Below are 22,012 nucleotides of genomic sequence, written 5' to 3'. Positions count from 1 at the left end.
CCACGCCGAGGCTTGCACCCGAGCTGATGCCCAGCACGTAGGGGCCGGCCAGCGGATTGCGGAACAATGTCTGCATCTGCAAGCCGCTGACCGATAGCGCCGCCCCGGCCAGCAGAGCCACAACCGCCTTTATCAGCCGTATGTTCAGTACGATTTTCGCCGTAGTCCGCGGGCAGTCGCCGCCCGTCAGGGCCGCCCATACGTCGCCGACGGGAATGCGAACCGCGCCCACAGCCAAATCCAACAGGAAGAGGCCGACCGTAAGCACGGACAACGCGGTGAACAGGATGACGGGGCGTGAACGCATCTATTTCAGTTGTTTGTAGTATACGAAATCTTCTTCGACCAACTCGGGGTGGAATATCTTCACGAGGTCGCGCAGAAGAAGGTCGGGATTCACGACGGCCGATTCGTAGTAGTCGTTGCCTCCGGCGGCATTGGTGCGGGCGTTGTTGTTATAGACATAGCCGTTTCGGACGCAGCGGGTATCGGCGAACTTCGGGCAGGCGGCTTTCAGTTCGTCGAGTGTGTTCGCCATGCCGACGTTCAGCCACATATCGGCCTCCGAAGCGAGCAGGTATGCCTCCTCCAAGTCGATAGGCGTCGAAGAGTTGCCCGTGTTCTTCTTGTAGATGTAGTCGCCTCCGGCGTCGGTAATCAGCCGCACGGCATAGTTTTCCGTCGAGGGCATGAACCACGAATCGCCGTAGGGCGTATTGAGCATGACCGACGGGGCATCGAGAACGGCACCGGACACTTTCTGTTTCAGCGCATTGTATCGGATCGGAATATCCGCGAATACCTTTTCGCCCTTCGCGCGTTTCCCGACGACCTCCGAAAGCGCCACCAGCCATTCGGCTTTGCCCAGCGGAGATTCTTCGAGATAATCGCCGACATACATGAACGGGATGCCGAGCTCCTTGAGTTTGCTCTCCATCGCACTGGCCCCGTTCACGCCGAAAAGCAGCACAAGGTCAGGGTCGAGCGACAACAGAAGTTCATAATTGATATTTCCCTCGTAACCCACGTCGCCGATGCTGTCGCGGCGTGCCTGAATGTCGGGATTGGAGATATAGTCGAGTCCCGAAACGCCGACCACACGTGCCGTCTCGCCGATGGCGTCGAGCATGGCGATATGGGTCGAGGACATCGCCACGATGCGCTGCGCATCCCCTTCGAGGACCTGCCCGTCGAAACCCTCGGGAACGGGTTCCCCGTTACGGGAGATGAACAACCGGGTGGTGACGCTATCCGCGCCCTGCCACGGATTCATGACGGAAACCAGCACGCTCTGTCTGCCGTCTGCTCTTTCAATCTTGAATCCCGAGGCATATTCGGGAGCGTAAAGCTGTTTGTTGAAATCGGCAAGTTGGGAACTCTTGCCACGACAGCCTGCAAATGCCAGCGCAAGCAGCACCATCAGGCTCAAATTCTTTAATACTTTCATATCATTACCTTATTTACGTTTACATTATTTTCTGCTTTTCCCGAATTTCGGGGTGATGCCGATGAAGAACTCGAAGTTGATGCCGGGCATAGGACGCGACAGCACCGAGAGATAGTCCTCGTTGAACAGGTTATTGACGGCAAGTTTCAACTGTACATCCAGCGGTTTGAACGACAGCATTTTCTCCAGTGAGATATTGCTCATGAAATACCGGGGCAGGTGGCCTGTCAGCGTGTAATCGTTGCTCGACATGGTGAAACGTTCCGAGTAGTAAGCCCACTTGTAGAGGAACGCCCACGTCCGCCATGACAGCCGTCCTGTCAGCGAGGCGGAGTGCTCCGGCACGTAAGGCAGTTGTTTTCCCACCGACTGGTCGGCGGGCGACATCTTTTCGCCCTCGTTGATGGAGGGGGTCCACGAATAGGAACCGTTCAGGTCTATCAGCCAGTCCTTTGCCGGCTGCACGGCAAGGTTGGCCTTCACTTCGACACCGTAGGCATGGACTTTCTTCACGTTGCGCGGCGAGAAGAACCCCTTGGTCGTCGGCAGCCAGATGATCCAGTCGTCGATGTAGGAGTCGAACCAGCTTGCGCTGCCGCCCAGTTTATATACCCCCTTTTTGCCGACATCGAAACTCACTCCGGCGTCATAGCTGAAGCCGTGTTCGTTTTTAAGGTCGGGGTTGCCGCCCGGCAGAAAGTAGAGGTCGTTCAAAGTCGGAAAACGATAGTTGCGCGATACGGAGGCTTTCACCATCACGTTCCCTTTGCGCGAAATCAGTCCGTCGATGAAGAATGCCGGGATGAGCGGAGCCCATTTGTCGCCCGACATCTCCTCGCGCAAGACCAGCGACAAGCCCAACGGCTCGACAGGCTGCCATTTGGCCGATACAGAACCGGAGAGCTCGACACGCCCCTTGTCATATCCGACGACGGCTTTGTTGCCATCCTGAAGGATGATGTTCTTGTCTTCGCTGCGCACGAGATGCTGGTACACGGATACGTTCGAGGTGAAGAACCATTTCCTGCCGGGCGAGTATTCCGCTTCCGCCTGTCCGTAGAACGTGTTTATCTTGCTCCGCGAACGGGTCATGGAGGCCCAGTTGTCCGGCGCCACCTCACGACGGTAGTCGTAGGCCATCCACGTATGGATATAACCGCCTTTCACGCCGACTTTCCATTTCTCTTTGATATGGTCCCATGACAGGACACCACGAAACGTCTGCTCCCGCTGGCGGTTCTCGAAGGCGGTCTCATCGCCGTAATCGGTCGTGAGCATCGGCAGTTCCCGGTTGGAGTTGATATACCATGCGTTCAACCCGAAACGGTCGCCTTTCAGGGTGTTGTAATATACCTCCTGCAACAGGTGCAGGTCCTTGAACGAACCCGATCGGTTGCGTTCCTTGGGATGATACTGTCCGATGATGTTCTTCTCCTCGTCGTAGATATTTATCTTCTTGTCGTGGTTGGTGTACTTGTAATCGTTGGGCGACGACGAATAGACCGCGCGGGTCGAGACCTGCCATCGGTCGCTGCCGTAGGTGAAGCGGGCGAACTCGTCGAACGTGCGGAACGACCCGATGCCCTGCACGTATTGGGCATGGAAGCCCTCGCCGACCTGCGGCGTAGTACCGAGTTTGACAAGTCCGCCGAGTCCGCCGCCCGTTTCATTCACCGACGACGTGCCATGAAGCAGCGAGGCCTGATCTATGAAGTAGGACGGTATGGTGGAAAAGTCGGTCATACCCAGCATGGGATTGTTGATGCGCATGCCGTTCCACGTCACCTGCGTGTGGCTGGGCGACGTGCCGCGGAAAGCAACGGTGGAGAGCGTGGCGCGTCCGTAACTCTTGACGAACACGGACGAATTGAACGTCAGAATGTCGGCCATCGATAAGGCAATGTTCTCTTTCAGTGCGAGCGAGTCGAACTTCGTCTTCTGCACGCCGATTTCTTTCATCGGGCGTTTGCCCCACACCGTGACCTCGTCTATCTGGTGGATGCGTCGTGTGATTCCCTGCGCGGACAATACGGACGGACAGACGAGCAGTAGCGAGAAAAGTATGTATTTCGTATAAATCATTTGATTCCGTTTTTAGGGTGGGTATTCGCGGAAAAATGTACCGTGGAGGATGCCGGCACGGACGTTTGATGCGGGTCGAACCCATTCTCTTCAAGCAGTTGTCCGTATTCTTCCTCGAACGAGATCTCCTGATGGATTGTATGCTGCTCCTCGATGTGCCGTCTGAGCCGGTGAAGGTCGCTGAACGACACGCTGAACGAGTCGAATCCGGCAGCCCAACCGGAGAAGTCGGCATATTCCGGGGTTTTCTGGTATACCGTTCCCGTGGCGCCTTTCACCTTGTTCACGATCTTGCTGAAATCCCCGGAATTCGGAATCTCGACAAGTACATGCACGTGGTTGAGAAAGGCATTGGCGGCATGTACGCGGCAACCTTTCCCTGTAAAAATCCGTGTCATCCGCTCGAGCATCAATCCTTTTCCCGTTGTCGGAATCGTCATCTTGCGTCCTTTGGTAACGAAGATGAGATGGTATAGGTGTCGTATCCTGCCCATCACTTCCAACAAAATGCGCCGGGGATTATCCCGACATAGAATTCATCGATCAGTTCACCTTCGGACGAGTAGCGGTAGACAATGCCCTGCTGCTGGTAGTCGATGGCATCGGCCACGTAGACATCGCCACGCACGGGGTCGACGGTCAGGCCGTAATAAATCGTACCGCTGTATTCGAGGAACGGGCGCACGGGAACACGTTCCGCATCCACGTCCATCGACCATATGTCCTTGTTGATCCAGTAGAGCTTGTCGCCCGTACCGTTGAGCTGCACCTCCGAAGGCCAGTCGCCCATCTTGAACTTGAACTGCTTCTCTACGGTGAACGTCTCGGCATCGATGCGGTAGAGAGACGGGGCTTCGTAGCCGTAGGGCGAACCCTCGTACCCACCGTCGGTGATCGTCCACATCTTGTGGTTCTTGTCCATTACCAGCGAGGTGGGCTGGATGCCGACTTTCAGTTCTTCTACCACCTGATCCGTTTCGGTATCGATCTTGATGATGCGGTTTTGGTACGACCAGCAGTTGCAATAGACATATTTGCCATACTGCACCATCTGCTCCGTGGAGCCGCTTTCCATCGTCATGTCCGGCACCTGGATGTAACCGGTGATTTCATATTTCTTGGGGTTGATGATGAAGATGCGGTTGTCCCACAATTGGGTGACATAGGCTTTCTCGTCGCTGAGGAAATGGATATAGCGCGGCGAAGTCAGGTTCGTGATACGGCCCACCTCTTTGAACGTATTGAGGTCGATGGCGAAAATCACGTGGGAATTGTTCACCACGACCCAGCCCTTATTGTCGTGGATGCACATCGATTGCGCCACGTCGCCCAGCTTCATGCCGTTGGCACGGAAGAACACTTCATTCTGCACCTGTTGGGTTTCGGGGTCGTAGTACGACAACGTGGCATTGCCGTACTGGAAGTTGCCCTCGTTGGTGATGAACAACCCGGCTCCGGTAGCGTTGAAATCTTCCACCGCATCTCCGTAGTCCCACTCCATGCAGCCCGCCAGCAACAGCGGCAACCCGCATAGAAGAATGATATGTCGTATCAGATGTTTCATTGGCTTGTTATAAACGGGAAAGAGTACCGGTCTTTCGGCCAGTACCCTGTTCCCTTGTAAAATAATGGGTGTTACTGCTGGGTATAGCGACCGGCTTGCATATCCTCGTAGGTGGGGTTATAACCGCAATTGGTTACAAGCCAGTCTTCTTTCTTGATTTGCTCTTCTTCTACAAAAGATTTGAAGAACGTATAATCAACAAACCGTGTCAACCGGATAAATCGAACTCCTGAGAGTTTTGTTAAAGTTGGCATATTGAAAGTCGTAAGCGATGCTGCATTTGCAGCACAAAGTGTTCCATCAATGGCCTGCAATTTGGGGCATGAAATAGTTTTTACGGTACGAACAGTCATACCAACACCCCCGACATGTTCCAATGACGGAAATGTAAAATCTTTATTTGATGCCATAAAATCTAAAGAACCATATAAAATATTATTAATCACCCCTTCTTTGATATATTGAGGATTGCTTGAACAACCGACTGACTTTAAATTCGTAAAATCATAATCATAGTTAGAAACAGCGTTCAGATTACCGATAATACATAACTGACCTCCGACAATTTCCAATTTCGGGAACGAGATATTGTTTGCCATTGTAGTTTCGATGCTTAAATATCCATCTACACTTACCAAGTTAGGGGCTGAAACGCCTTTTTTTGAACCTCTTATAATTTCCATATTCCCGTAAACTCGTTCAAATTGGAATACAGGATCTGTTGTCATATTGCTAGAATACTTAAAATTCTTAATACTCTTAAAATTCAATTCTGGATCTATTCCAACACTTGAACCGGTAATACCGCTCGGAGCTAGAAACATGCTAACTTGCGACATATCCTCTTTTGTGATAATTTTTGAGAATATAGTCCCGTCTGTAATAGAAATTAAAGGTTCGTTATCCTCAAAAGGTACAAAATTTACTTTGCTCAAATCTAAAATTCGATCAGAACACTCCAATAAACGCAGCAAGGTCAGTCCTCCGAGTTGTTCTAATTTACTCCAATCCGGCAATTTTTTCAAGACTTGGAATTTAGATATTGTCAATGTGCCTTTAACAATCGACAAGTTAGACAGTCCATCTATTTCTTGTAATTTATTATTTCCCGTAGATGTAAAAGCATCGGACGCAATATAACTGGAAACGAGATTAAGGTCGCCGTTTACTACCGATAATTCCGGCAATGAAAGGGTCTCCAACGGAATCGGTATAGAAGCAAAATCCACACTTCCAACTTCTTGTAATTTCGGAAATTCCAAAGAAATCATTTTGCCTAAATTATTAACCCCTAAGCGACCGTTTACTTTTGTCAATTCAGGAATTCTCAAAGATGTGATTTCTCCTCCTGGTTCTCCGTCACTTGTCAGACACTGGAGATCAAAATCCTTTACGACAGTGGTTAATTTAGGGAATTCAAAACTTTGTAGAGATGAAGTCCTGAATATTATATTTCCATCAATCGTTTCAAGGTTGTCGAATTGCACATATGCTACTTGATTGTTGCAGACAACGATGTCGCCAGTAATATGCTGCAAAGATCTCATACTGACCATCTGCAATTTACTGTTGGTCGCAAAGGCAGTTTCAGTTCCTATTTGCAAACCTCCAATTGAAGTGATATTATCAAGTCCCGTAAGATCTTGTCCAACATAACTTTTCCGAATGATGATGTTTCCTTCGACTTCCTTCAATATTTTTAATGCGGCGATATCCGACAATTCTTCTGCATCCTCAGCATCCGACCCGATAATCAAATCACCTTTGATAACCGTTACGTCCGTATCAATGAAAGCCGTAACATCCGCTGTTGTCTTCAATTCCACATCCCCTTCATAGCGAATCTCGTCTTTAATGACTTTATATGTATAATCATTCGCTTCTCCATTGTAAGAGGTTACACGAAACGTTCGTTCCGTATCCCAGTCAGTAATGCTTGCCGGATCGGGAATAATTGTTGCCGAGGATGTGTATTTGAATTCGACTTGAGCATTATTTAACGAAACAGTATATGGAACTGTTATGGTAATTATATTGTCAATTATTTCCGCTGTATAGGATTGACTTGCCACAGTCATCACGACTGATGTGATAAAATTGTCATCGGCATCAGCAGGACTTTCTGGAGTCTGATTATCTTCTGAACATGATAAAAAAAGAAATGGGGCAATGAATAGTAAAAGCCAAAACTGTCTCATATTATTGATTATTAGTTATTGATAAGTCTTCAAATGAAAATACTTCTGTGGATATCTCTCCAAGCCAACCACTTTTCGATAATACTCCACACTGAACTTTGATAAAGTCTATATATTGCAATTTTACTGGAGTCCCGTCATGATATATTGCATTGGCTATTTTGAATCCGTTGCGCTGACCGCTACCATCAATGACATTTCCTCCTACCAGATTATCTGAACCCATATTATCCACATACCCCCACTCATAAGCGTTATTCGCCCAATATCCTGTAACGGGATCTTGATTGTTGCGAGGAGTCAGACGCGTCCCATATAATGTATAGCTATCTTCTTTAATCCAATTGGGATAATAATATTCTTGGCCATGGTATGCATTCATATCGACAGAACCTGAATTACCTTCACTATCTACCCACGGAGTATGTGCTCTGGGTGCAGGTCTATAGTAAGTTACTTCGTAGTCTTGTATTGTACCATCGATGCCGGTTTCAGATCCTTTTAATTCATACCATTCATCGTCTGGCTGGCCATTGCCATTTATATCTTGCATTACCCAAACAATGCCCGGCTCATTTGAGCCACCGCTCGAACTGTTAAAAGCATTTCCTTGTATTGCAAAATCGTATTCTCGGCCACTCGGAGCAATACTATGGTCAAAACCGATGATGATATAACCACCGAAAGATCCCAGTGAAACATGCGCTTTTTTGTTCAATCGTTTCGTTGCATACTCTATGGCTTGTTGGGGCGTCGTTTCATTTCCTATAAATCCGGTATTTTGGGATAACTCATTAATAAACTGTCCGGGAGCAGGAATGAATTCATAAACCTTATCCCAAATACCTGAACTTGTCGCTGTCGCTTGCCGATAGCGTTCTTGTTCCGTTTTTTCTTCACAAATAACCTTAACTGTCGTTGTAATTGAAGTATTACTACGTGTTATGTTACGTGAAAGTGGCTGTGTGTTGGGCATTTTTTCTGTAACAGTAACAGCAACGAAATATTCTCCAGGAGTCGTCGGCGTGAATTTAAAAACCCTGTCGGTAGCGGCTTCCATAATTTTTCCATTGACCTGCCATTGATACTGTGGATAATCGAAATATTCCAGCAAAGGCCGCAAATATACAGGACGCCCTGCAAAAGTATAACGATCCGTAGAAGTTTGTGTATAGGATGGTGTCGGAAACCGTACGGAATAAGGCATTGTTTCCACAACTTCTACGTCGAAATCACGGATTGTTTCTCCGTCTATATTGGATGCCCGGATTGTTATCGAATATGTACCGAGTTCTTTTTCGTGAAACGTATATGCTTTTTCTGTTCCGACGATTTCTCCATCGCGTACCCATTCAATTCTAAAATTTTCAAGATCGTCATGTTGAATATCTGGAGATAAAATATAATCCGTGTTTTGAGGCACTTTTAATCCTTTAGAGGGGATTATGATTGAAATTGTAGGTGGAGTTAACTCCAATACTTCTACTTTTAACTCTTCTTCCGCATAACCCTCTGGTGTATCAACTCGCAATTTGATATATAGATGTTGTTCCTGATTCCATGTATACTTCAATATTGATTCAGATGAAAGAAGTTTTCCATCTACTGTCCATGCATAAAGTGCATTATTCGCATATTTATATGTCGGGGCAATTGTCAGTTCACGCCCAACTTTAATAGTGTAAATGCCAGTCTCACTATCGAGTTCAATTATAGGAGCTTGTTTTATTTCTTCAGTAATTACATCGTTCTTATTACAGCTTGTAATAAAAAACAAAAGTACAAGAATACTAAATATGAAAGCCTTCATAATAAAAAAGGTATAGAACTGAAATCAGTTCTATGCCAAACTATATTAAATTGTTATTCTATTGTAACGTCGTCTATACAAAGATACGCCGGAGTATTGAGTCCATATATAGGATCGACATCAGATCCTTCAAAATTGAATTTTACACTTTGCACATCCGCTACATTAATATCCCAATATGTCCATGTAGTTACGGGGGACACTGTTGGTTTATCATATCGGTAGTCGGCCAACAATTTCGATACAGTGGTGATCAAATTTCCATCTACGTCATAACATTCGATGTTGACTTGGAAATATCCTATATTGTTGCCGTCAGAATCTTTCAGATTACTCAACGGTGTTGCAACACCCGATGTTCCGAACTGATTACCATTTATAATCACACCATAGGTATATGCTGTGTTACAATACCATAAACCCTTGAATTTGCGAGGGGAGTCAAAATAGAATTCAGGTTTGGCCATCCACTCCGTATTTCCGAAATCAGAGTAGCCGTATACAACAGCAAAATTGGAACCGCTGTGACCTGCCCCTGTATTGGCCCCATCTGTGGATGCTGTATTATAGACACTACATTGATTCTCCCAAGTATACCACCAATTAGTTCCAGAAGTCTTGCCGGCAGCAGAATCAGAACGATAATTGTATTTCGACAACGCAATGGCACCACTGGAAAATTCAGTATACGCTCCATAAGAATTGGTTACAGTATTCATGTCGGAGACAAACACAAAATCGGGATCGTATATTTCCCTGATTTGGTTCTCTGCAGTATATCCATAAAGCGTGTAGTAGTTCTCTGCTTTAGGCGAAACCGCCATGAATGTTTCATCGAAGTCATCGAATGTAATGGTTGTAGTGCCATCATCATTAAAGTTGGCTCGGGTTTCGGGAGTTACTGAATCAGTTTGAGGATTCATCAAAAAGTCATCGTCTGAATTACAGCCGGTGAACAGGGCGGTTGCCGTCAACAGGAAAGCTCCCGCCAGAAAGCGTAAATTTCTTTTCATAGCTTACTTGTTTTTTAATAAAACATATTTTTAACAAACACAAAAAATCCCGTTCGCGCAGGTTTACACGAACGGGATTATGTTTGTCTTCAAATATGAGAATGACTCCTACGGCATTCCGTATCTGATCGCAACCCGATTTTCTCCCGCGGGTGTAAATCCTTTTCCGGTCATGGCAGGTCTTCTGACTCGTCCCAGTCGTCGCGCCTTCCCAGCATTACACCAGTGGCAGGTTGCGGCAACCTTGAGGGGACTTACAGCAACGGGTACTGTCCCGGATTCTCACCGGATTCCCTTTTCATCCGTGGCGGCGAACCGCCCGGAACCATTTCCAATTACAAAAATACAAATATTTTATAATAATATCATTTACACGAAAAAAAATCCGCAACCTGCCGGAATCATTCCGCACTATACTTTCAGAAAAAGGTTTCATGGCAAAGATTCTCATCGCCCGGGGACAGGCGACCATCTATGTCCAGAAGGACGGGTATACCATAACCCAGTCTTTGGGTGAATACGTGTTCCCCGCGGATGACACGGGGAAGATTCTCTCGTCCGTCACTCTCACCTCGACCGTACGGGTGATGTGCGGGGACGAGGAACTCACGGCCTTTACCATCGGTGCGGTGGGTAAGCCGGCGGGATTCTCATCCGTTACCGTCAATAACGGCACGAAGACCTTAACCTACGTTATCACCGCCGGTACGACGACCCTCGCCGACCACGGAACAATAGATATTCCCGTGACAATTTCCGGTATTGTCTATCATCTGTCGTTCGTCTGGTCGAAAGCCAAGGCGGGTATCCCGGGCAAGGACGGGGTCGATGCCGACATGCTCGACTGGGTCAAGGAGTGGAATACGGGTAAGACGCTCATCAACGGCAACACGGTCATCACCCCCAAACTCTTTGCGGGCACGAAAAACAGCGACGGCACCGTCTCCGGGATAGCCATAGGCTCGTTTACACTCAATACGAAGACCTCCTCGGGAACGATCGCCGCAGAGGCGGTAAACGGCATCTATGGATTTAGGGATGGCTACAAAACCTTCTATGTAGATAACGGCGGTAACGCCCAGTTGGGTTATGGCGACCAGTATGTCAGGTATAACGCCACGACAGGCAAGGTCGAGTTCGGCAGCGGAGTGAGTCTGAACTGGGTCGGTGCGACCTACATCGACAAGGACGGCGTCTTTACCGGAACACTCTCGGCCGATACGATTAAGACGATTTCCATCAGTGCTTCCCAGATCACATCGGGGATTATCGCTGCGGCACGCATCGACACGGCGGCGTTGAAAGCCTCCTTGATTACCGCCGGAAACATCGAAGCTCTGACCTTGAACGTTACAAAAGGGAAAATCGGCGGCTGGACGGTGGATGCCGACTCCCTTTACCGGGGTACGAAGAACAACACTGTGGGGAGCTGCACCTCTGCCGCAGGTAGCATTACGCTCGGCTCGAACGGTATCCGGGGCTATAAATGGCGGCTGGATGCCTCGGGAGCCGGAGCGGTCGCGGGCGGCAACATCGCGTGGGACGCTTCGGGCAACGTCACGTTCGCCTCGACGGTCAGTGCCTTGTGGACGGCACCTATCGGCTCCCTCACCACGGCTTTGGGCGGCAGCGGCTATCCCAAGCTGACGAAGATCACGGCCGACGGAATCTCCCTCGGTGTTGCCTGAATGGATCAGGATGCCGAGGAAATGAGGTACATCGTGCAGATATGGCATTTTTTTCTTGTACTTGGGGCTGTACTGAAGGGTAACTTTATAAGTCCCGGCAGGAATGGCGGTCTTGGAATAGACCTTTTCCTTGCAGGTACAGGAACGGCCGCGAGGAGTATCCGGACAGGTTGCCGGAAGTTCCCTCACGGCATCTTCGATGGTATTACAGAAAAATTTGCCGTCGATGGACAGGTCGCCTATGGTATAGGTCTGACCTTTGAATTTGCGGTTGAGTGTCAGCTTCATACTTCGATACTATTTGTATCGAAAGAGTAGAGACGGACGCCGGCTAATGTTTATTATATGTGTTTGTAAAAGGAGGATATTTCAGGAAATGATGTATCTTTGTGAACGGATTGACAGTATTTAATCAAGAGTTAATATGACAAAAGCGGATATCGTCAGGGAAATAGCAACGCAGACCGGTCTGGAGAAGCAGGTCGTGTTACAAGTTGTCGAAGGATTCATGGATAGCGTAAAGTCTTCCATGATAAACGGCGAGGAGGTTTATCTTCGCGGCTTCGGTTCTTTTATCATCAAACACCGTGCGGAAAAGACAGCACGCAACATAAGCAGGAATACCACGATAATAGTGCCTGCCCACAATATCCCGGCATTCAAACCGTCAAAAGCCTTTGCAGGAAGGATGAAATCAGACAAATAAGGTGATTATATGCAACAGGAGCGTTATTCAGATGCTCCTGTTACTTTATACAGGGCAACGAGGTTGGTATTGTCCGATTGGAACAGGAAACGGCCGTTGCTTAAAAGGCATTCGTGGATGGTGTTGTCATTAGGATCCGACTCCAATAAAGCCCCCGCCTTGTTTTCATCGATAAGCAGCATTTCTATGCCTTGTACGGTGGCGGCAGTTGCATCAGCAGGAATTTTCAAAAGTTCATCCATCAGATTCATGTCGTTCATAATATCTCCGTATTTGGCTTGAGTCCCGTCAAGCATTCAATGTACCAAGACCAAAAAGCGTGGGACATAACCCGTAGCACCGAGGTTCTGGTAAACCTATCCGCAAACAAGTTAAGCCCACGCAAAAGCATAGGCGAAAACTGTTTGTCCTGCGGATAAGTGAAATTTACCAGATTTCGGTGCATGACAAAAGCTAACGCTTTCCGTATTTTATTATGTCGTTCTGCCAATATGGTTTTTATGCCGCATCTGCAGAAGAACCGGCCATTATGTGATAACGACCGGACGTGTAAAGGTTATTTTTTAGACTCTTCCAAGGAAAGCTTACGAAACTCTTTCATCAGTTTTTCCAGTTCCAACGAGGTCTTACGGGCACGGGTCCCTGCGGCCTTGTTGCCTTTTTCAATCTGAAGTGCCGCATCCGTGGAGAATGTAGCATATACTTCCTGTATTTTTGAAACCAATTCTTTCATATAAATTCTATTTAAGTTATTGACCACAAAGGTAATGAAAATAATCGAGAATAAGAGCGATTTTGTCAATATTGCAAATATCACATTGGTAATCAATGACTTTTAACAGCCATTACACCGTATGATTTATCCATCAGAGAAATTGTCAAGGTGTTTACAACTTTATGGATATGTCTGGTCAGAACATTTCTTCCATCTGCCGCTTGATTTCTTCCCGCTTTGTATTCTTGTAGTAATGCTTATAGATGGTCAATGGGCTGTTACCAGCCATCTCTGCAACCACATACGGATTATTACCGGCATCTACCATCTTCGATATGAAAGAGCCACGGGCGGAATACCATGTGATGTTTTCTTTAATGCGCAGCATCTTGCATGCTTTCGTCAAGGTTTGTGAAAGGCGTGTGGAAATTTGCTTGACACGTGTAGTCTTCTTGGAAGTGGTCGTGTGTTTATGAGTAAAAACAGGAAATACATAATTTCCATAACTTTGCCCACGGTATTTATTCATGATGGCTTTTGCTTTACTGAGTAATTCCGGTTTGGCTGTTTTGGGAAACTTGATACGTTCATAGACGATGCGGTCTTCCTGGACCAAATCCCATGTCAGGTTACATACATCGACATTCGCCATACCTCCGGTATAGTAGCTGAACAGGAACAAATCAAGATGCAACTGCTCTTTTTTCGTAAACAAGGTACGGTCAACATTTGCGATTTTAGCTATGACTGTTTCCGGAACTGCTCTTGAAGTGGTTTCCGGCCAATTAATATCATCACCGAGACAGAGGAAGTTATCCATATTCACCCCGTACATCTCTTTCTTTTCTGCCTGCCTGCATACGGCACGGAGCAACCTTAGTTTGTGTGTAAGTCCGGCCTTGTTGCCATTTCTGATACCTCTTTCTTTAAGCCAAAACGCAAAGTCAAGAAGAAACTCTTCTGTAATATCCGTAAAGAAATAAGAGGAAAAGGCTTTTTCATATTTTTCCTTTGTAAACGCCTGCAGTTCACGCTTGAGATAGACATACCGTTTAGCATTGGTCGTGCTGTCGACAATCTGACCGTTCTTGATGCGTTTCTTGTTTTTGAATGTCTCTTCAAGATAATCGATCATCTGCTGGACACTCTTTACTTTGACCTCGGGTTTGGCCGCCTTGATTTCATCGAAGCAATGTGATAGCTGGACGGGCGACCAGTTCCTGCCTTCCATCTCCCAGGTATCGGCGACATGCAGATATTTGGTTCGCAAATCGAAAAGCAGTTTGTTCTTGGTAGTGGCCTCCGCACTCCCTACACGGAAACTCTGAGACTTGACATCCCAGTCTTTTAATAGCCCTGTGATGTTTATAACCTTCGGCACACGGGCGTAACCGGTCTTGAAGAAAATTATCTCCAGCTTGACCATCTTGGTGTCTTTCGGGTTCTGCTTACCCCTGATGTTAATCGTGTACATAGACTGATAACGAGTTAGTTAATGACTTATTATTAATTCGCATTAGTAGGAATCAATTGGTATTAATTAACCTACATAGAAACCTACATGAAAAGAGTAGTTTCCTTAGCGAAATAATGTTTATACGGATAAATCCGTACTTGTGTCATTTACTAACTCGTTATCAATCAACTATTTTTCCTAATCACAAAAGTTGTGTCCGAAAAAAGGGTGTGCCATAATGACATGCCCTTTTGAATTTCTTTGTTCAAAATGAGAATCAGTATCTCAATGATTACTGGATGTCATATTTAGCAAATTCACGGTCAATCTTAGCGTGAGCAGCCAGATTTGCATCTTTCTGAGCTACTTTAGCCAGGCTAGATTTAACCAGATCAGCGTTGTTAGTTCTAGCACCAACGATAGCCATCAGGTAGTCAGTGTAAGCATCCGGATTCTTAACAGCAGTCAAAGTGTTCTTTGCCTTGTTGTAATCCTTAGCCAGGATCTGAGCCAATGCAGCTGAGTTAGTCTTAGTGTCGCCGAATGCAGCAACAGCCTTGTCATACTGACCCTGTTTGATGTACAGGTTACCCAGAGCTTCGTTAGCAGTGTTAGCACCGGTAGACTTGCTCAGGTAGTTTTCAGCTTCAGCTACGTTACCTTTAACCAATTCGCACAGACCGAGGTTGGTGTTAACTTCAGCAGCGCTTGAGCTCTTGCTTGCAGCCTGTTTGAAGTAGTTTTCAGCAGCAGCCTTGTCACCAGCCATGTAAGCCATCATACCCAGGTTGTTGTAAGCACGGTAGTCGTTCGGGTATTTTTCGATTGTACGTTTGTAGATAGCTTCCTTACGAGCGTTGTCGTTAGTCAGAGTTGCAGCATACAGCAATTCGTCTACGCTGATAGAATCTTCTTTAGCATCGAATGCAGCGTTGATTTCTTCGTCGCTACGGCCGATTACTTCATAGTTTGCAGTCAGGCGAGCACGACGCAACTGCGGCAGGATTTCGTCAGCCAGAGTTTTGTAAACTGAAGAAATGTTCTTGATTTCAGATTCGCGCTGTTCCGGATCCTGATACATAGACAATACACGCAAGATCAGGTCTTTGTCCTGGATGTTAGATTTAGAAACCAGTTCCTGGAATCCTTCCCAGTCCTGAGCAGTGTACTTAGTGTCTACAGTAGTTTCGATCTTACCTTTCTTCAACTGCTGGTTCATGTACTTTTCAGTGTTGTTCTGACGGTTTTCAGCCAGAGTAGTGTTCAGTTTCACACCACCATCAGGAGAAGCGTAAGCAGAGATTTCGATGTTGTCCAGTTTGTAGTTCTTGGTGTCACCTGCAACAGCAACCACTTTCTTGTGGAAGTCTTTCAGGTTTTCAGACTTCAGTTCGCTTGCGCGGAGGTTAGCCTGCTGGATCAAGAACATGATCTGAGCTTCCTGAGCCTGTTTGATGATACGCTGGAATGCATCCGGAGCGTAAGCTGCGTTAGCAGAACCTACAGTCGGCAGTTCAGAAGTAGCGATTACACCGTCAGCGATCTTTACAGAAGGAATGGTGTATTCTTTTTTACCTTTACGGATTTTGAAATCCAGGTACAGTTCAGATTTGGCCATTTCGGGAACATAGTCGAAAGAAGCCTTCATAGTATAAGTACCACCAGTCTTGTAAGAGATAGTCTGGTCGTTACCTTCTACTTTTTCTCCCTGGAACATAGCCGGCTGACCTTTAGCTTCGCCGCCTTCCCATCTCAAAACCGGAGTTACTTCAACAGTTGCGTTTTTCTTGAAGTATTTTTCCGGGAATTTACCTGTAATGGTTACAGGAACTTTACCACCGACAGCTTCTAACACTTCAGGGTTCGTTGTGAAGTAGTCAGCAGACAATTCGCCCATCTTGCTACATGAAGAGAAAGCAAGGACCAACAATGCCACTAAGGGCAAATACAACTTCTTAATCATGATTTTAATTATTAGGTTTATAAATTAATTGTTTCTACTTCGTATTTTTGTATATTTTGTGGCAAAGATATGAAAAACTCTATTAGGTACTAGTTTTTTCTATCGTTTTTTTAGCCGTCTTTTAAAAAAAAGATTAAAAAAAGTCTTTTTCTTCTCATTTTCCGGTCATATCCTTCGTTTTCCGGGTTTGTTCCAATAAGTTACGGGGATGATGTCCGATGATCTCCTGACGCAGGCGGTTGCGGTCTATGTGGGTGTAGATTTCCGTTGTCCCGATGCTTTCATGACCCAGCATACACTGGATTGCCCGCAGGTTGGCCCCGCCTTCCAGCAGGTGTGTGGCAAAGGAATGCCGGAAGGTATGCGGACTGATTGTCTTTTTGATGCCGGCCATTCCGGCCAGTTCCTTGATGATATGGAATACCATGATGCGGGAAATGTTCTTGCCGAACCGGCTGATGAATACAAAATCTTCGTATCCGGGCTTGATCAGTCCGGCGTTCCGGTTCGGAAAGTAGTTGTTGAGTTCGCTGATTGCTTTGGGGGAAATAGGAACCAGGCGCTGTTTGCTCCCTTTCCCCTCCACCTTGATAAAGCCTTCGTTCAGATAAAGATCCGACAGCTTGAGGTTGCAGAGCTCGGAAACACGCAGTCCGCAGCTGTACAGTGTTTCCAGAATGGCCCGGTTGCGCTGTCCTTCCCGGCTGCTGCGGTCAATGCTTCCGATCAGCCGGTCAATTTCTTCCACCGTCAGAACGTCGGGCAGATGACGGCCTGTCTGCGGAGATTCCAGCAGCTCACACGGATCCTGCTGTATGTAGTCCTCCAGTAAAAGGAAACGGTAGAAAGCACGTACGCCGGACAGGATGCGGGCCTGCGACCGGGCATTGATCCCGATGTCATGCAGACCGGCAGAGAATGTTTCCAGATCGTCGAGCGTCACTTCCAGACAATCCTTCCCCTCCAGCGTAAGATAAGCCATCAGCTTGTCCAGGTCGGTCAGATAGGCATCTATCGTATTGCTTGAGAATGACTTTTCCAGCTTGAGGTATTGCTTATACTTTGTTATTATCTTTCCATTTTTCGCGTGATTTTCCATTTCTTTTTGTATATTTGTGCCCAAATCTCCAACAAAGGTACAAAAAGTTCAGAACTTACGGTTATGCGAATACTGATTATCAATGGTCCCAATATCAATCTGTTGGGTAAAAGGGAGCCTTCCATCTATGGTTCGGTTTCGTTTGAGGACTATTTAGGCACGCTGAAAGCCTTGTATCCGGACGTGGAACTTGATTATTTCCAGTCGAATGTGGAAGGGCTGCTGATTGACCGGATTCAGGAAGCAGGTTTTTCATTGGATGGAATTGTTTTGAATGCAGGTGCTTACACTCATACTTCCATTGCTTTGCAGGATGCCATCCGGGCTGTTCCGGCTCCGGTCATTGAAGTGCATATATCCAATGTGCATGCGCGTGAGGAGTTCCGTCATAAGTCGATGATTTCCTGTGCGTGTCTGGGAGTTATCTGTGGCTTTGGGCTGGATTCCTATCGTCTGGCAGTAGAAGCTCTGTTGTAGGCCAAAGGAGTGAAATAAGGCAGACTCTTTATATATCTGATTTCCTTTATATATAAGGAGAGACGCTGAAAGATTTAGAATAATATTAGTTATATATAATATGATGTTGAAAAAGACAAAGATCGTTGCGTCCATCTCGGATTTGCGTTGTGAGGTGGATTTTATCAGAGAACTTTTCGAAGCCGGTATGAATGTAGTCCGTATGAATACGGCACACGCCAACCGTGAAGGATTTGAAAAGCTGATTGCCAATGTACGCGAAGTTTCCAACCGTATTGCCATCCTGATGGATACCAAAGGACCGGAAGTCCGTACTACGGCCAGTGCGGAAGGACCGATTGACTTTAAGACTGGTGACAAGGTACGCATTGTGGGTAAACCCGATCAGGAAACCACCCGTGAATGCATTGCCGTAACTTATCCTGACTTTGTACGTGACCTTTCTGTGGGCGCTTCTGTCCTGATTGACGACGGAGAACTGGCGCTGACTGTAACAGAAAAGACCGATGATACCCTGTTCTGTGAAGTGATGAACGACGCTACCCTGGGAAGCCGCAAGAGTGTGAATGTTCCGGGTGTACGCATCAACTTGCCTTCATTGACTGATAAAGACCGCAACAACATTCTTTATGCCATCGAAAAGGATATTGACTTCATTGCACACTCTTTCGTCCGCAACCGTCAGGACGTGCTTGACATCCGTCAGATCCTGGATCAGTATGGCAGCGACATCAAGATCATTGCCAAGATTGAAAACCAGGAAGGTGTGGACAACATCGATGAAATCCTGGAAGTGGCAGACGGTGTGATGGTTGCCCGCGGTGACCTGGGTATCGAAGTGCCTCAGGAACGTATTCCGGGTATCCAGCGTCAGCTGATCAAGAAATGTATCCTGGCCAGAAAGCCGGTGATCGTTGCTACCCAGATGCTGCACACAATGATCAACAATCCGCGTCCTACCCGTGCTGAAGTAACGGATATTGCCAATGCAATCTATTACCGTACGGATGCCCTGATGCTGAGCGGTGAAACAGCTTATGGCAAGTATCCGGTGGAAGCCGTGAAGACAATGGCCAAGATTGCAGCACAGGCTGAAAAGGACAAGATGGAAGAAAACGATATTCCTATTCCTCTGACTCCGGAGAATACCGATGTAACCAGCTTCCTTGCCAAGCAGGCTGTACGTGCTACCAACCTGATGCCGATCCGTGCCATTATTACCGACAGCTTCAGCGGACTGACCGCACGCAACCTGGCTGCTTTCCGTGGAAAATATCCGGTGCTGGCAGTATGCTACAAGGAAAAGACCATGCGCCATCTGGCTTTGTCATACGGTGTAGAAGCTATCTTCATGCCGGAAAAAGCCAACGGACAGGCTTATTACTTCGCTGCCCTGCGCAAACTGCTGGACGACGGCGTGCTGAGCGAAACCGACATGGTGGCCTACCTGAGCGGCGGAAAGAGAGGTACGCAGACTTCCTTCCTGGAAATCAACGAGGTGGGAGACGTACTGAAGTATGCCATGGATTATGTACTTCCCAACCGTAACCGTTACCTGTAATTCATGAAGGAAACGGATGCTCTGGACGAGTATATTCTCCAGCATATCGATGAAGAAGGAGACTATCTGAAAGCCTTGTACCGGGCGACGCACGTCAAACTGCTGCGTCCCCGCATGGCTTCGGGACATTTGCAGGGGCGGATGCTGAAAATGTTTGTGCGGATGATCCGCCCGAAGCAGGTCCTTGAGATCGGAACATACAGCGGATATTCCGCTCTGTGTCTGGCAGAAGGGCTGGAAGACGGAGCGATGCTCCACACCTTCGAGATCAACGATGAGCAGGAAGACTTCACACGTCCGTGGCTGGAAAATTCTCCTTATGCCGACCGGATCCGGTTCTACATCGGAGACGCCCTTGAGATGGTGCCGAAGATGGACGTGATGTTCGATCTGGCTTTCATGGACGGAAACAAGCGTTTCTATGTGGAGTACTACGAGATGATTCTCCAGAAGCTGAACCCCGGAGGATATATCCTTGCCGACAATACCCTGTGGGACGGTCATGTACTGGAGGAACCACATCATACGGATACTCAGACCATCGGCATCAAGCATTTCAACGATCTGGTGGCAGCCGATACGCGGGTAGAGAAGGTCATTCTTCCGATGCGTGACGGGCTGACGATCATCCGTAAGAAATAGATAATTTAAGAACAGAGAGTAAGAATGGAAACTACCAGACAAAATAAGATTGCACGCCTGATCCAGAAGGAACTGGGCGATATATTCCTGTTGCAGACCAAGGCGATGCCGGGAGTTCTCGTATCGGTGAGTATCGTACGTATCAGTCCGGATATGAGTTATGCACGAGTTTACCTGAGCGTGTTCCCGTCGGAACGCAGCGAAGAAATCGTGAAAAACATCAATGCGAACATGAAGGCTATCCGCTTTGAACTGGGAAACCGTGTACGCCATCAGCTGCGTATCATTCCCGAACTGAAATTCTTTGTAGATGATTCGCTCGATTATGCAGCGCATATCGACGAGCTGCTCAAGAAATGAATTTTTCATTTTACATAGCCCGGAGATATCTCTTTTCGAAGAAATCACACAATGCCATTAATGTGATTTCAGGCATATCCGTGTGTGGCGTGGCTTTGGCTACGCTGGCACTGGTTTGTACCCTTTCCGTCTTCAACGGCTTCCAGAGCCTGGTTTCAGATTACTTTACGGCATTCGATCCCGAACTGAAGATTACTCCCGTCACCGGCAAGGTTTTCGACGGACAGGATCCGAAGATTCAGGCATTGCGCAGCATGCCCGAGATTGAGGTTGTATCGGAATCCCTCGAAGATAATGCGATGGTACAGTACAAGGGACGTCAGGCTATGGCTGTCATCAAGGGTGTGGAAGACAATTTCGACCGTCTGACCCCGATTGACAGCATTCTGTTTGGCCGCGGCGATCTGCTGCTACACGATGAAGTGGCCGATTATGCCATTCCCGGTATCCAGTTGCTTTCCGTTCTGGGTTCGGGAATCCGTTTTCTGGATCCTCTTGAGATCTATGCCCCCAAGCGGGGTGCCAAAGTTAACCTGGCCAATCCGGCTATGGCCTTTACCGGCGAACGTCTTTTCTCTACGGGGCTGACCTTTGCCGTCAATCAGGAAAAATACGATGCTTCCTACATTCTGACCTCCCTGTCGTTTGCCCGTCGCCTGTTCCAGTACACCACGGAAGTCAGTTCTGTCGGTCTGAAACTGAAGCCGGATGCCGATCCGGGCGTGGTCAAGCGTAAGCTGAAAGAACATCTGGGCGACCGTTTCCGGGTGGAAGACCGTTATGAACAGCAGGCAGATACCTATCGCATCATGCGGGTAGAAAAGCTGATCTCCTATCTTTTCCTGACTTTTATTCTGATCATTGCCTGTTTCAATGTCATCGGTTCGCTGATCATGCTGATCATCGACAAGCGTGAGAATGTAGAGACGCTGCGCCATCTGGGAGCAGACAACCGTCAGATAGAACGCATCTTCCTGTATGAAGGCTGTCTGATCGTTTTTCTGGGCGCCATTGCAGGCGTGGTACTGGGAGTCGGCCTCTGCTATCTCCAGCAGACCTACGGACTGCTTTCTCTGGGCGCATCCGGCAGTTTTGTGGTCGATGCCTATCCGGTACGTGTTCTGGCCAGCGATGTATTGCTGGTATTGGCTACCGTTCTGGTTGTAGGTTTTCTTTCGGTACGTTATCCGGTCCGTTACTTCAGCCGCCGTTTGCTTTGATACCCGTCCGG

20 protein-coding genes, 1 pseudogene and 1 riboswitch are annotated in these 22,012 nt (G+C 47.5%); of the genes and pseudogenes, 7 read left to right on the top strand and 14 right to left on the bottom strand.

Features of this window, described 5'->3' with window-relative positions; all coding sequences use genetic code 11:
- The 8 genes from BACCOPRO_RS08890 to BACCOPRO_RS08855 form a co-directional block, all read right to left on the bottom strand.
- A partial coding sequence (locus BACCOPRO_RS08890; protein WP_008142917.1) for an iron chelate uptake ABC transporter family permease subunit occupies positions 1 to 307 on the bottom strand: 307 nt, incomplete at its 3' end.
- Positions 308 to 1,447 (bottom strand): ABC transporter substrate-binding protein, encoded by a 1,140-nt coding sequence (locus tag BACCOPRO_RS08885; protein ID WP_004293586.1) that lies wholly within the window; start codon positions 1,445 to 1,447, stop codon positions 308 to 310. It lies immediately after the preceding gene.
- Positions 1,448 to 1,471: 24 nt separating this feature from the next.
- Positions 1,472 to 3,529: a TonB-dependent receptor gene (locus tag BACCOPRO_RS08880; RefSeq protein WP_004293585.1), complete on the bottom strand. Its 2,058-nt coding sequence runs from the start codon at positions 3,527 to 3,529 to the stop codon at positions 1,472 to 1,474.
- Positions 3,526 to 4,023 (bottom strand): transposase, encoded by a 498-nt coding sequence (locus BACCOPRO_RS08875; protein ID WP_004303978.1) that lies wholly within the window; start codon positions 4,021 to 4,023, stop codon positions 3,526 to 3,528. Before BACCOPRO_RS08875 ends, BACCOPRO_RS08880 begins: the two co-directional genes overlap by 4 nt.
- A complete protein-coding gene (locus tag BACCOPRO_RS08870; protein WP_004293583.1) occupies positions 4,023 to 5,093 on the bottom strand; it encodes a glutaminyl-peptide cyclotransferase in 1,071 nt (356 codons plus the stop codon). The genes BACCOPRO_RS08875 and BACCOPRO_RS08870 overlap by 1 nt, the downstream gene beginning before the upstream one ends.
- 71 nt (positions 5,094 to 5,164) lie before the next feature.
- Positions 5,165 to 7,291 carry a receptor L domain-containing protein gene (locus BACCOPRO_RS08865; protein WP_008142913.1) on the bottom strand — a complete coding sequence of 709 codons (2,127 nt, stop codon included), beginning with the start codon at positions 7,289 to 7,291 and terminating at the stop codon, positions 5,165 to 5,167.
- A gap of 1 nt (position 7,292) precedes the next feature.
- On the bottom strand, positions 7,293 to 9,101 hold the full coding sequence (locus BACCOPRO_RS08860; protein ID WP_004293581.1) for a PKD-like domain-containing protein: 1,809 nt from the start codon (positions 9,099 to 9,101) through the stop codon (positions 7,293 to 7,295).
- A 53-nt stretch (positions 9,102 to 9,154) separates the two neighbouring features.
- Positions 9,155 to 10,114 carry a DUF4465 domain-containing protein gene (locus BACCOPRO_RS08855; RefSeq protein WP_004293580.1) on the bottom strand — a complete coding sequence of 320 codons (960 nt, stop codon included), beginning with the start codon at positions 10,112 to 10,114 and terminating at the stop codon, positions 9,155 to 9,157.
- A gap of 157 nt (positions 10,115 to 10,271) precedes the next feature.
- Positions 10,272 to 10,459: riboswitch (cobalamin riboswitch) on the bottom strand.
- A gap of 89 nt (positions 10,460 to 10,548) precedes the next feature.
- On the opposite strand from BACCOPRO_RS08855, the gene BACCOPRO_RS08850 reads away from it, so the two are divergent.
- Positions 10,549 to 11,802 (top strand): hypothetical protein, encoded by a 1,254-nt coding sequence (locus BACCOPRO_RS08850; protein ID WP_008142907.1) that lies wholly within the window; start codon positions 10,549 to 10,551, stop codon positions 11,800 to 11,802.
- Here BACCOPRO_RS08850 and BACCOPRO_RS18375 read toward each other — a convergent pair.
- Positions 11,773 to 12,090, bottom strand: a pseudogene (locus BACCOPRO_RS18375) (DUF5675 family protein); the annotation flags it as partial. The gene BACCOPRO_RS08850 and the pseudogene BACCOPRO_RS18375 overlap by 30 nt on opposite strands.
- A 136-nt stretch (positions 12,091 to 12,226) precedes the next feature.
- On the opposite strand from BACCOPRO_RS18375, the gene BACCOPRO_RS08840 reads away from it, so the two are divergent.
- Positions 12,227 to 12,508: an HU family DNA-binding protein gene (locus BACCOPRO_RS08840; protein ID WP_008142902.1), complete on the top strand. Its 282-nt coding sequence runs from the start codon at positions 12,227 to 12,229 to the stop codon at positions 12,506 to 12,508.
- 23 nt (positions 12,509 to 12,531) lie between these two features.
- Here the strand turns inward: BACCOPRO_RS08840 and BACCOPRO_RS08835 are convergent, their stop codons facing one another.
- The 5 genes from BACCOPRO_RS08835 to xerD all read right to left on the bottom strand — a co-directional run bounded on the left by BACCOPRO_RS08835 (position 12,532) and on the right by xerD (position 17,741).
- Positions 12,532 to 12,768, bottom strand: coding sequence for a hypothetical protein (locus BACCOPRO_RS08835; protein ID WP_009316603.1), 237 nt, complete (start codon positions 12,766 to 12,768; stop codon positions 12,532 to 12,534).
- A 296-nt stretch (positions 12,769 to 13,064) separates the two neighbouring features.
- Positions 13,065 to 13,241 (bottom strand): BF3379 family histone-like protein, encoded by a 177-nt coding sequence (locus BACCOPRO_RS08825; RefSeq protein ID WP_009316604.1) that lies wholly within the window; start codon positions 13,239 to 13,241, stop codon positions 13,065 to 13,067.
- A 178-nt stretch (positions 13,242 to 13,419) separates the two neighbouring features.
- The gene (locus BACCOPRO_RS08820) at positions 13,420 to 14,697 is read right to left on the bottom strand and encodes a phage integrase SAM-like domain-containing protein (protein ID WP_004293508.1); all 1,278 of its coding nucleotides are present in this window, start codon (positions 14,695 to 14,697) and stop codon (positions 13,420 to 13,422) included.
- 274 nt (positions 14,698 to 14,971) lie between these two features.
- On the bottom strand, positions 14,972 to 16,642 hold the full coding sequence (locus tag BACCOPRO_RS08815) for a tetratricopeptide repeat protein (protein WP_008142897.1): 1,671 nt from the start codon (positions 16,640 to 16,642) through the stop codon (positions 14,972 to 14,974).
- 154 nt (positions 16,643 to 16,796) lie between these two features.
- On the bottom strand, positions 16,797 to 17,741 hold the full coding sequence (gene xerD, locus BACCOPRO_RS08810) for a site-specific tyrosine recombinase XerD (protein ID WP_008142896.1): 945 nt from the start codon (positions 17,739 to 17,741) through the stop codon (positions 16,797 to 16,799).
- Positions 17,742 to 17,804: 63 nt separating this feature from the next.
- Between xerD and aroQ the strand changes: the two genes are divergently transcribed.
- The 5 genes from aroQ (at position 17,805) to BACCOPRO_RS08785 (ending at position 22,001) form a co-directional block, all read left to right on the top strand.
- Positions 17,805 to 18,218 (top strand): type II 3-dehydroquinate dehydratase, encoded by a 414-nt coding sequence (gene aroQ / locus BACCOPRO_RS08805; protein ID WP_008142895.1) that lies wholly within the window; start codon positions 17,805 to 17,807, stop codon positions 18,216 to 18,218.
- A gap of 100 nt (positions 18,219 to 18,318) precedes the next feature.
- Positions 18,319 to 19,779 carry a pyruvate kinase gene (pyk, locus tag BACCOPRO_RS08800; protein WP_008142894.1) on the top strand — a complete coding sequence of 487 codons (1,461 nt, stop codon included), beginning with the start codon at positions 18,319 to 18,321 and terminating at the stop codon, positions 19,777 to 19,779.
- Between the two features lie 3 nt (positions 19,780 to 19,782).
- Positions 19,783 to 20,421: an O-methyltransferase gene (locus BACCOPRO_RS08795; protein WP_008142892.1), complete on the top strand. Its 639-nt coding sequence runs from the start codon at positions 19,783 to 19,785 to the stop codon at positions 20,419 to 20,421.
- Positions 20,422 to 20,445: 24 nt separating this feature from the next.
- Entirely contained in the window at positions 20,446 to 20,781 is a 336-nt protein-coding gene (rbfA, locus tag BACCOPRO_RS08790) for a 30S ribosome-binding factor RbfA (RefSeq protein ID WP_008142890.1), read from the top strand.
- Positions 20,778 to 22,001, top strand: coding sequence for an FtsX-like permease family protein (locus tag BACCOPRO_RS08785; RefSeq protein WP_008142889.1), 1,224 nt, complete (start codon positions 20,778 to 20,780; stop codon positions 21,999 to 22,001). Before rbfA ends, BACCOPRO_RS08785 begins: the two co-directional genes overlap by 4 nt.
- The last annotated feature ends 11 nt before the right edge of the window (positions 22,002 to 22,012 follow it).

The sequence above is a fragment of the Phocaeicola coprophilus DSM 18228 = JCM 13818 genome, from assembly GCF_000157915.1.
In the GTDB taxonomy this organism is placed as follows: domain Bacteria; phylum Bacteroidota; class Bacteroidia; order Bacteroidales; family Bacteroidaceae; genus Phocaeicola; species Phocaeicola coprophilus.
This window is presented reverse-complemented; position numbering and strand designations above follow the sequence as displayed.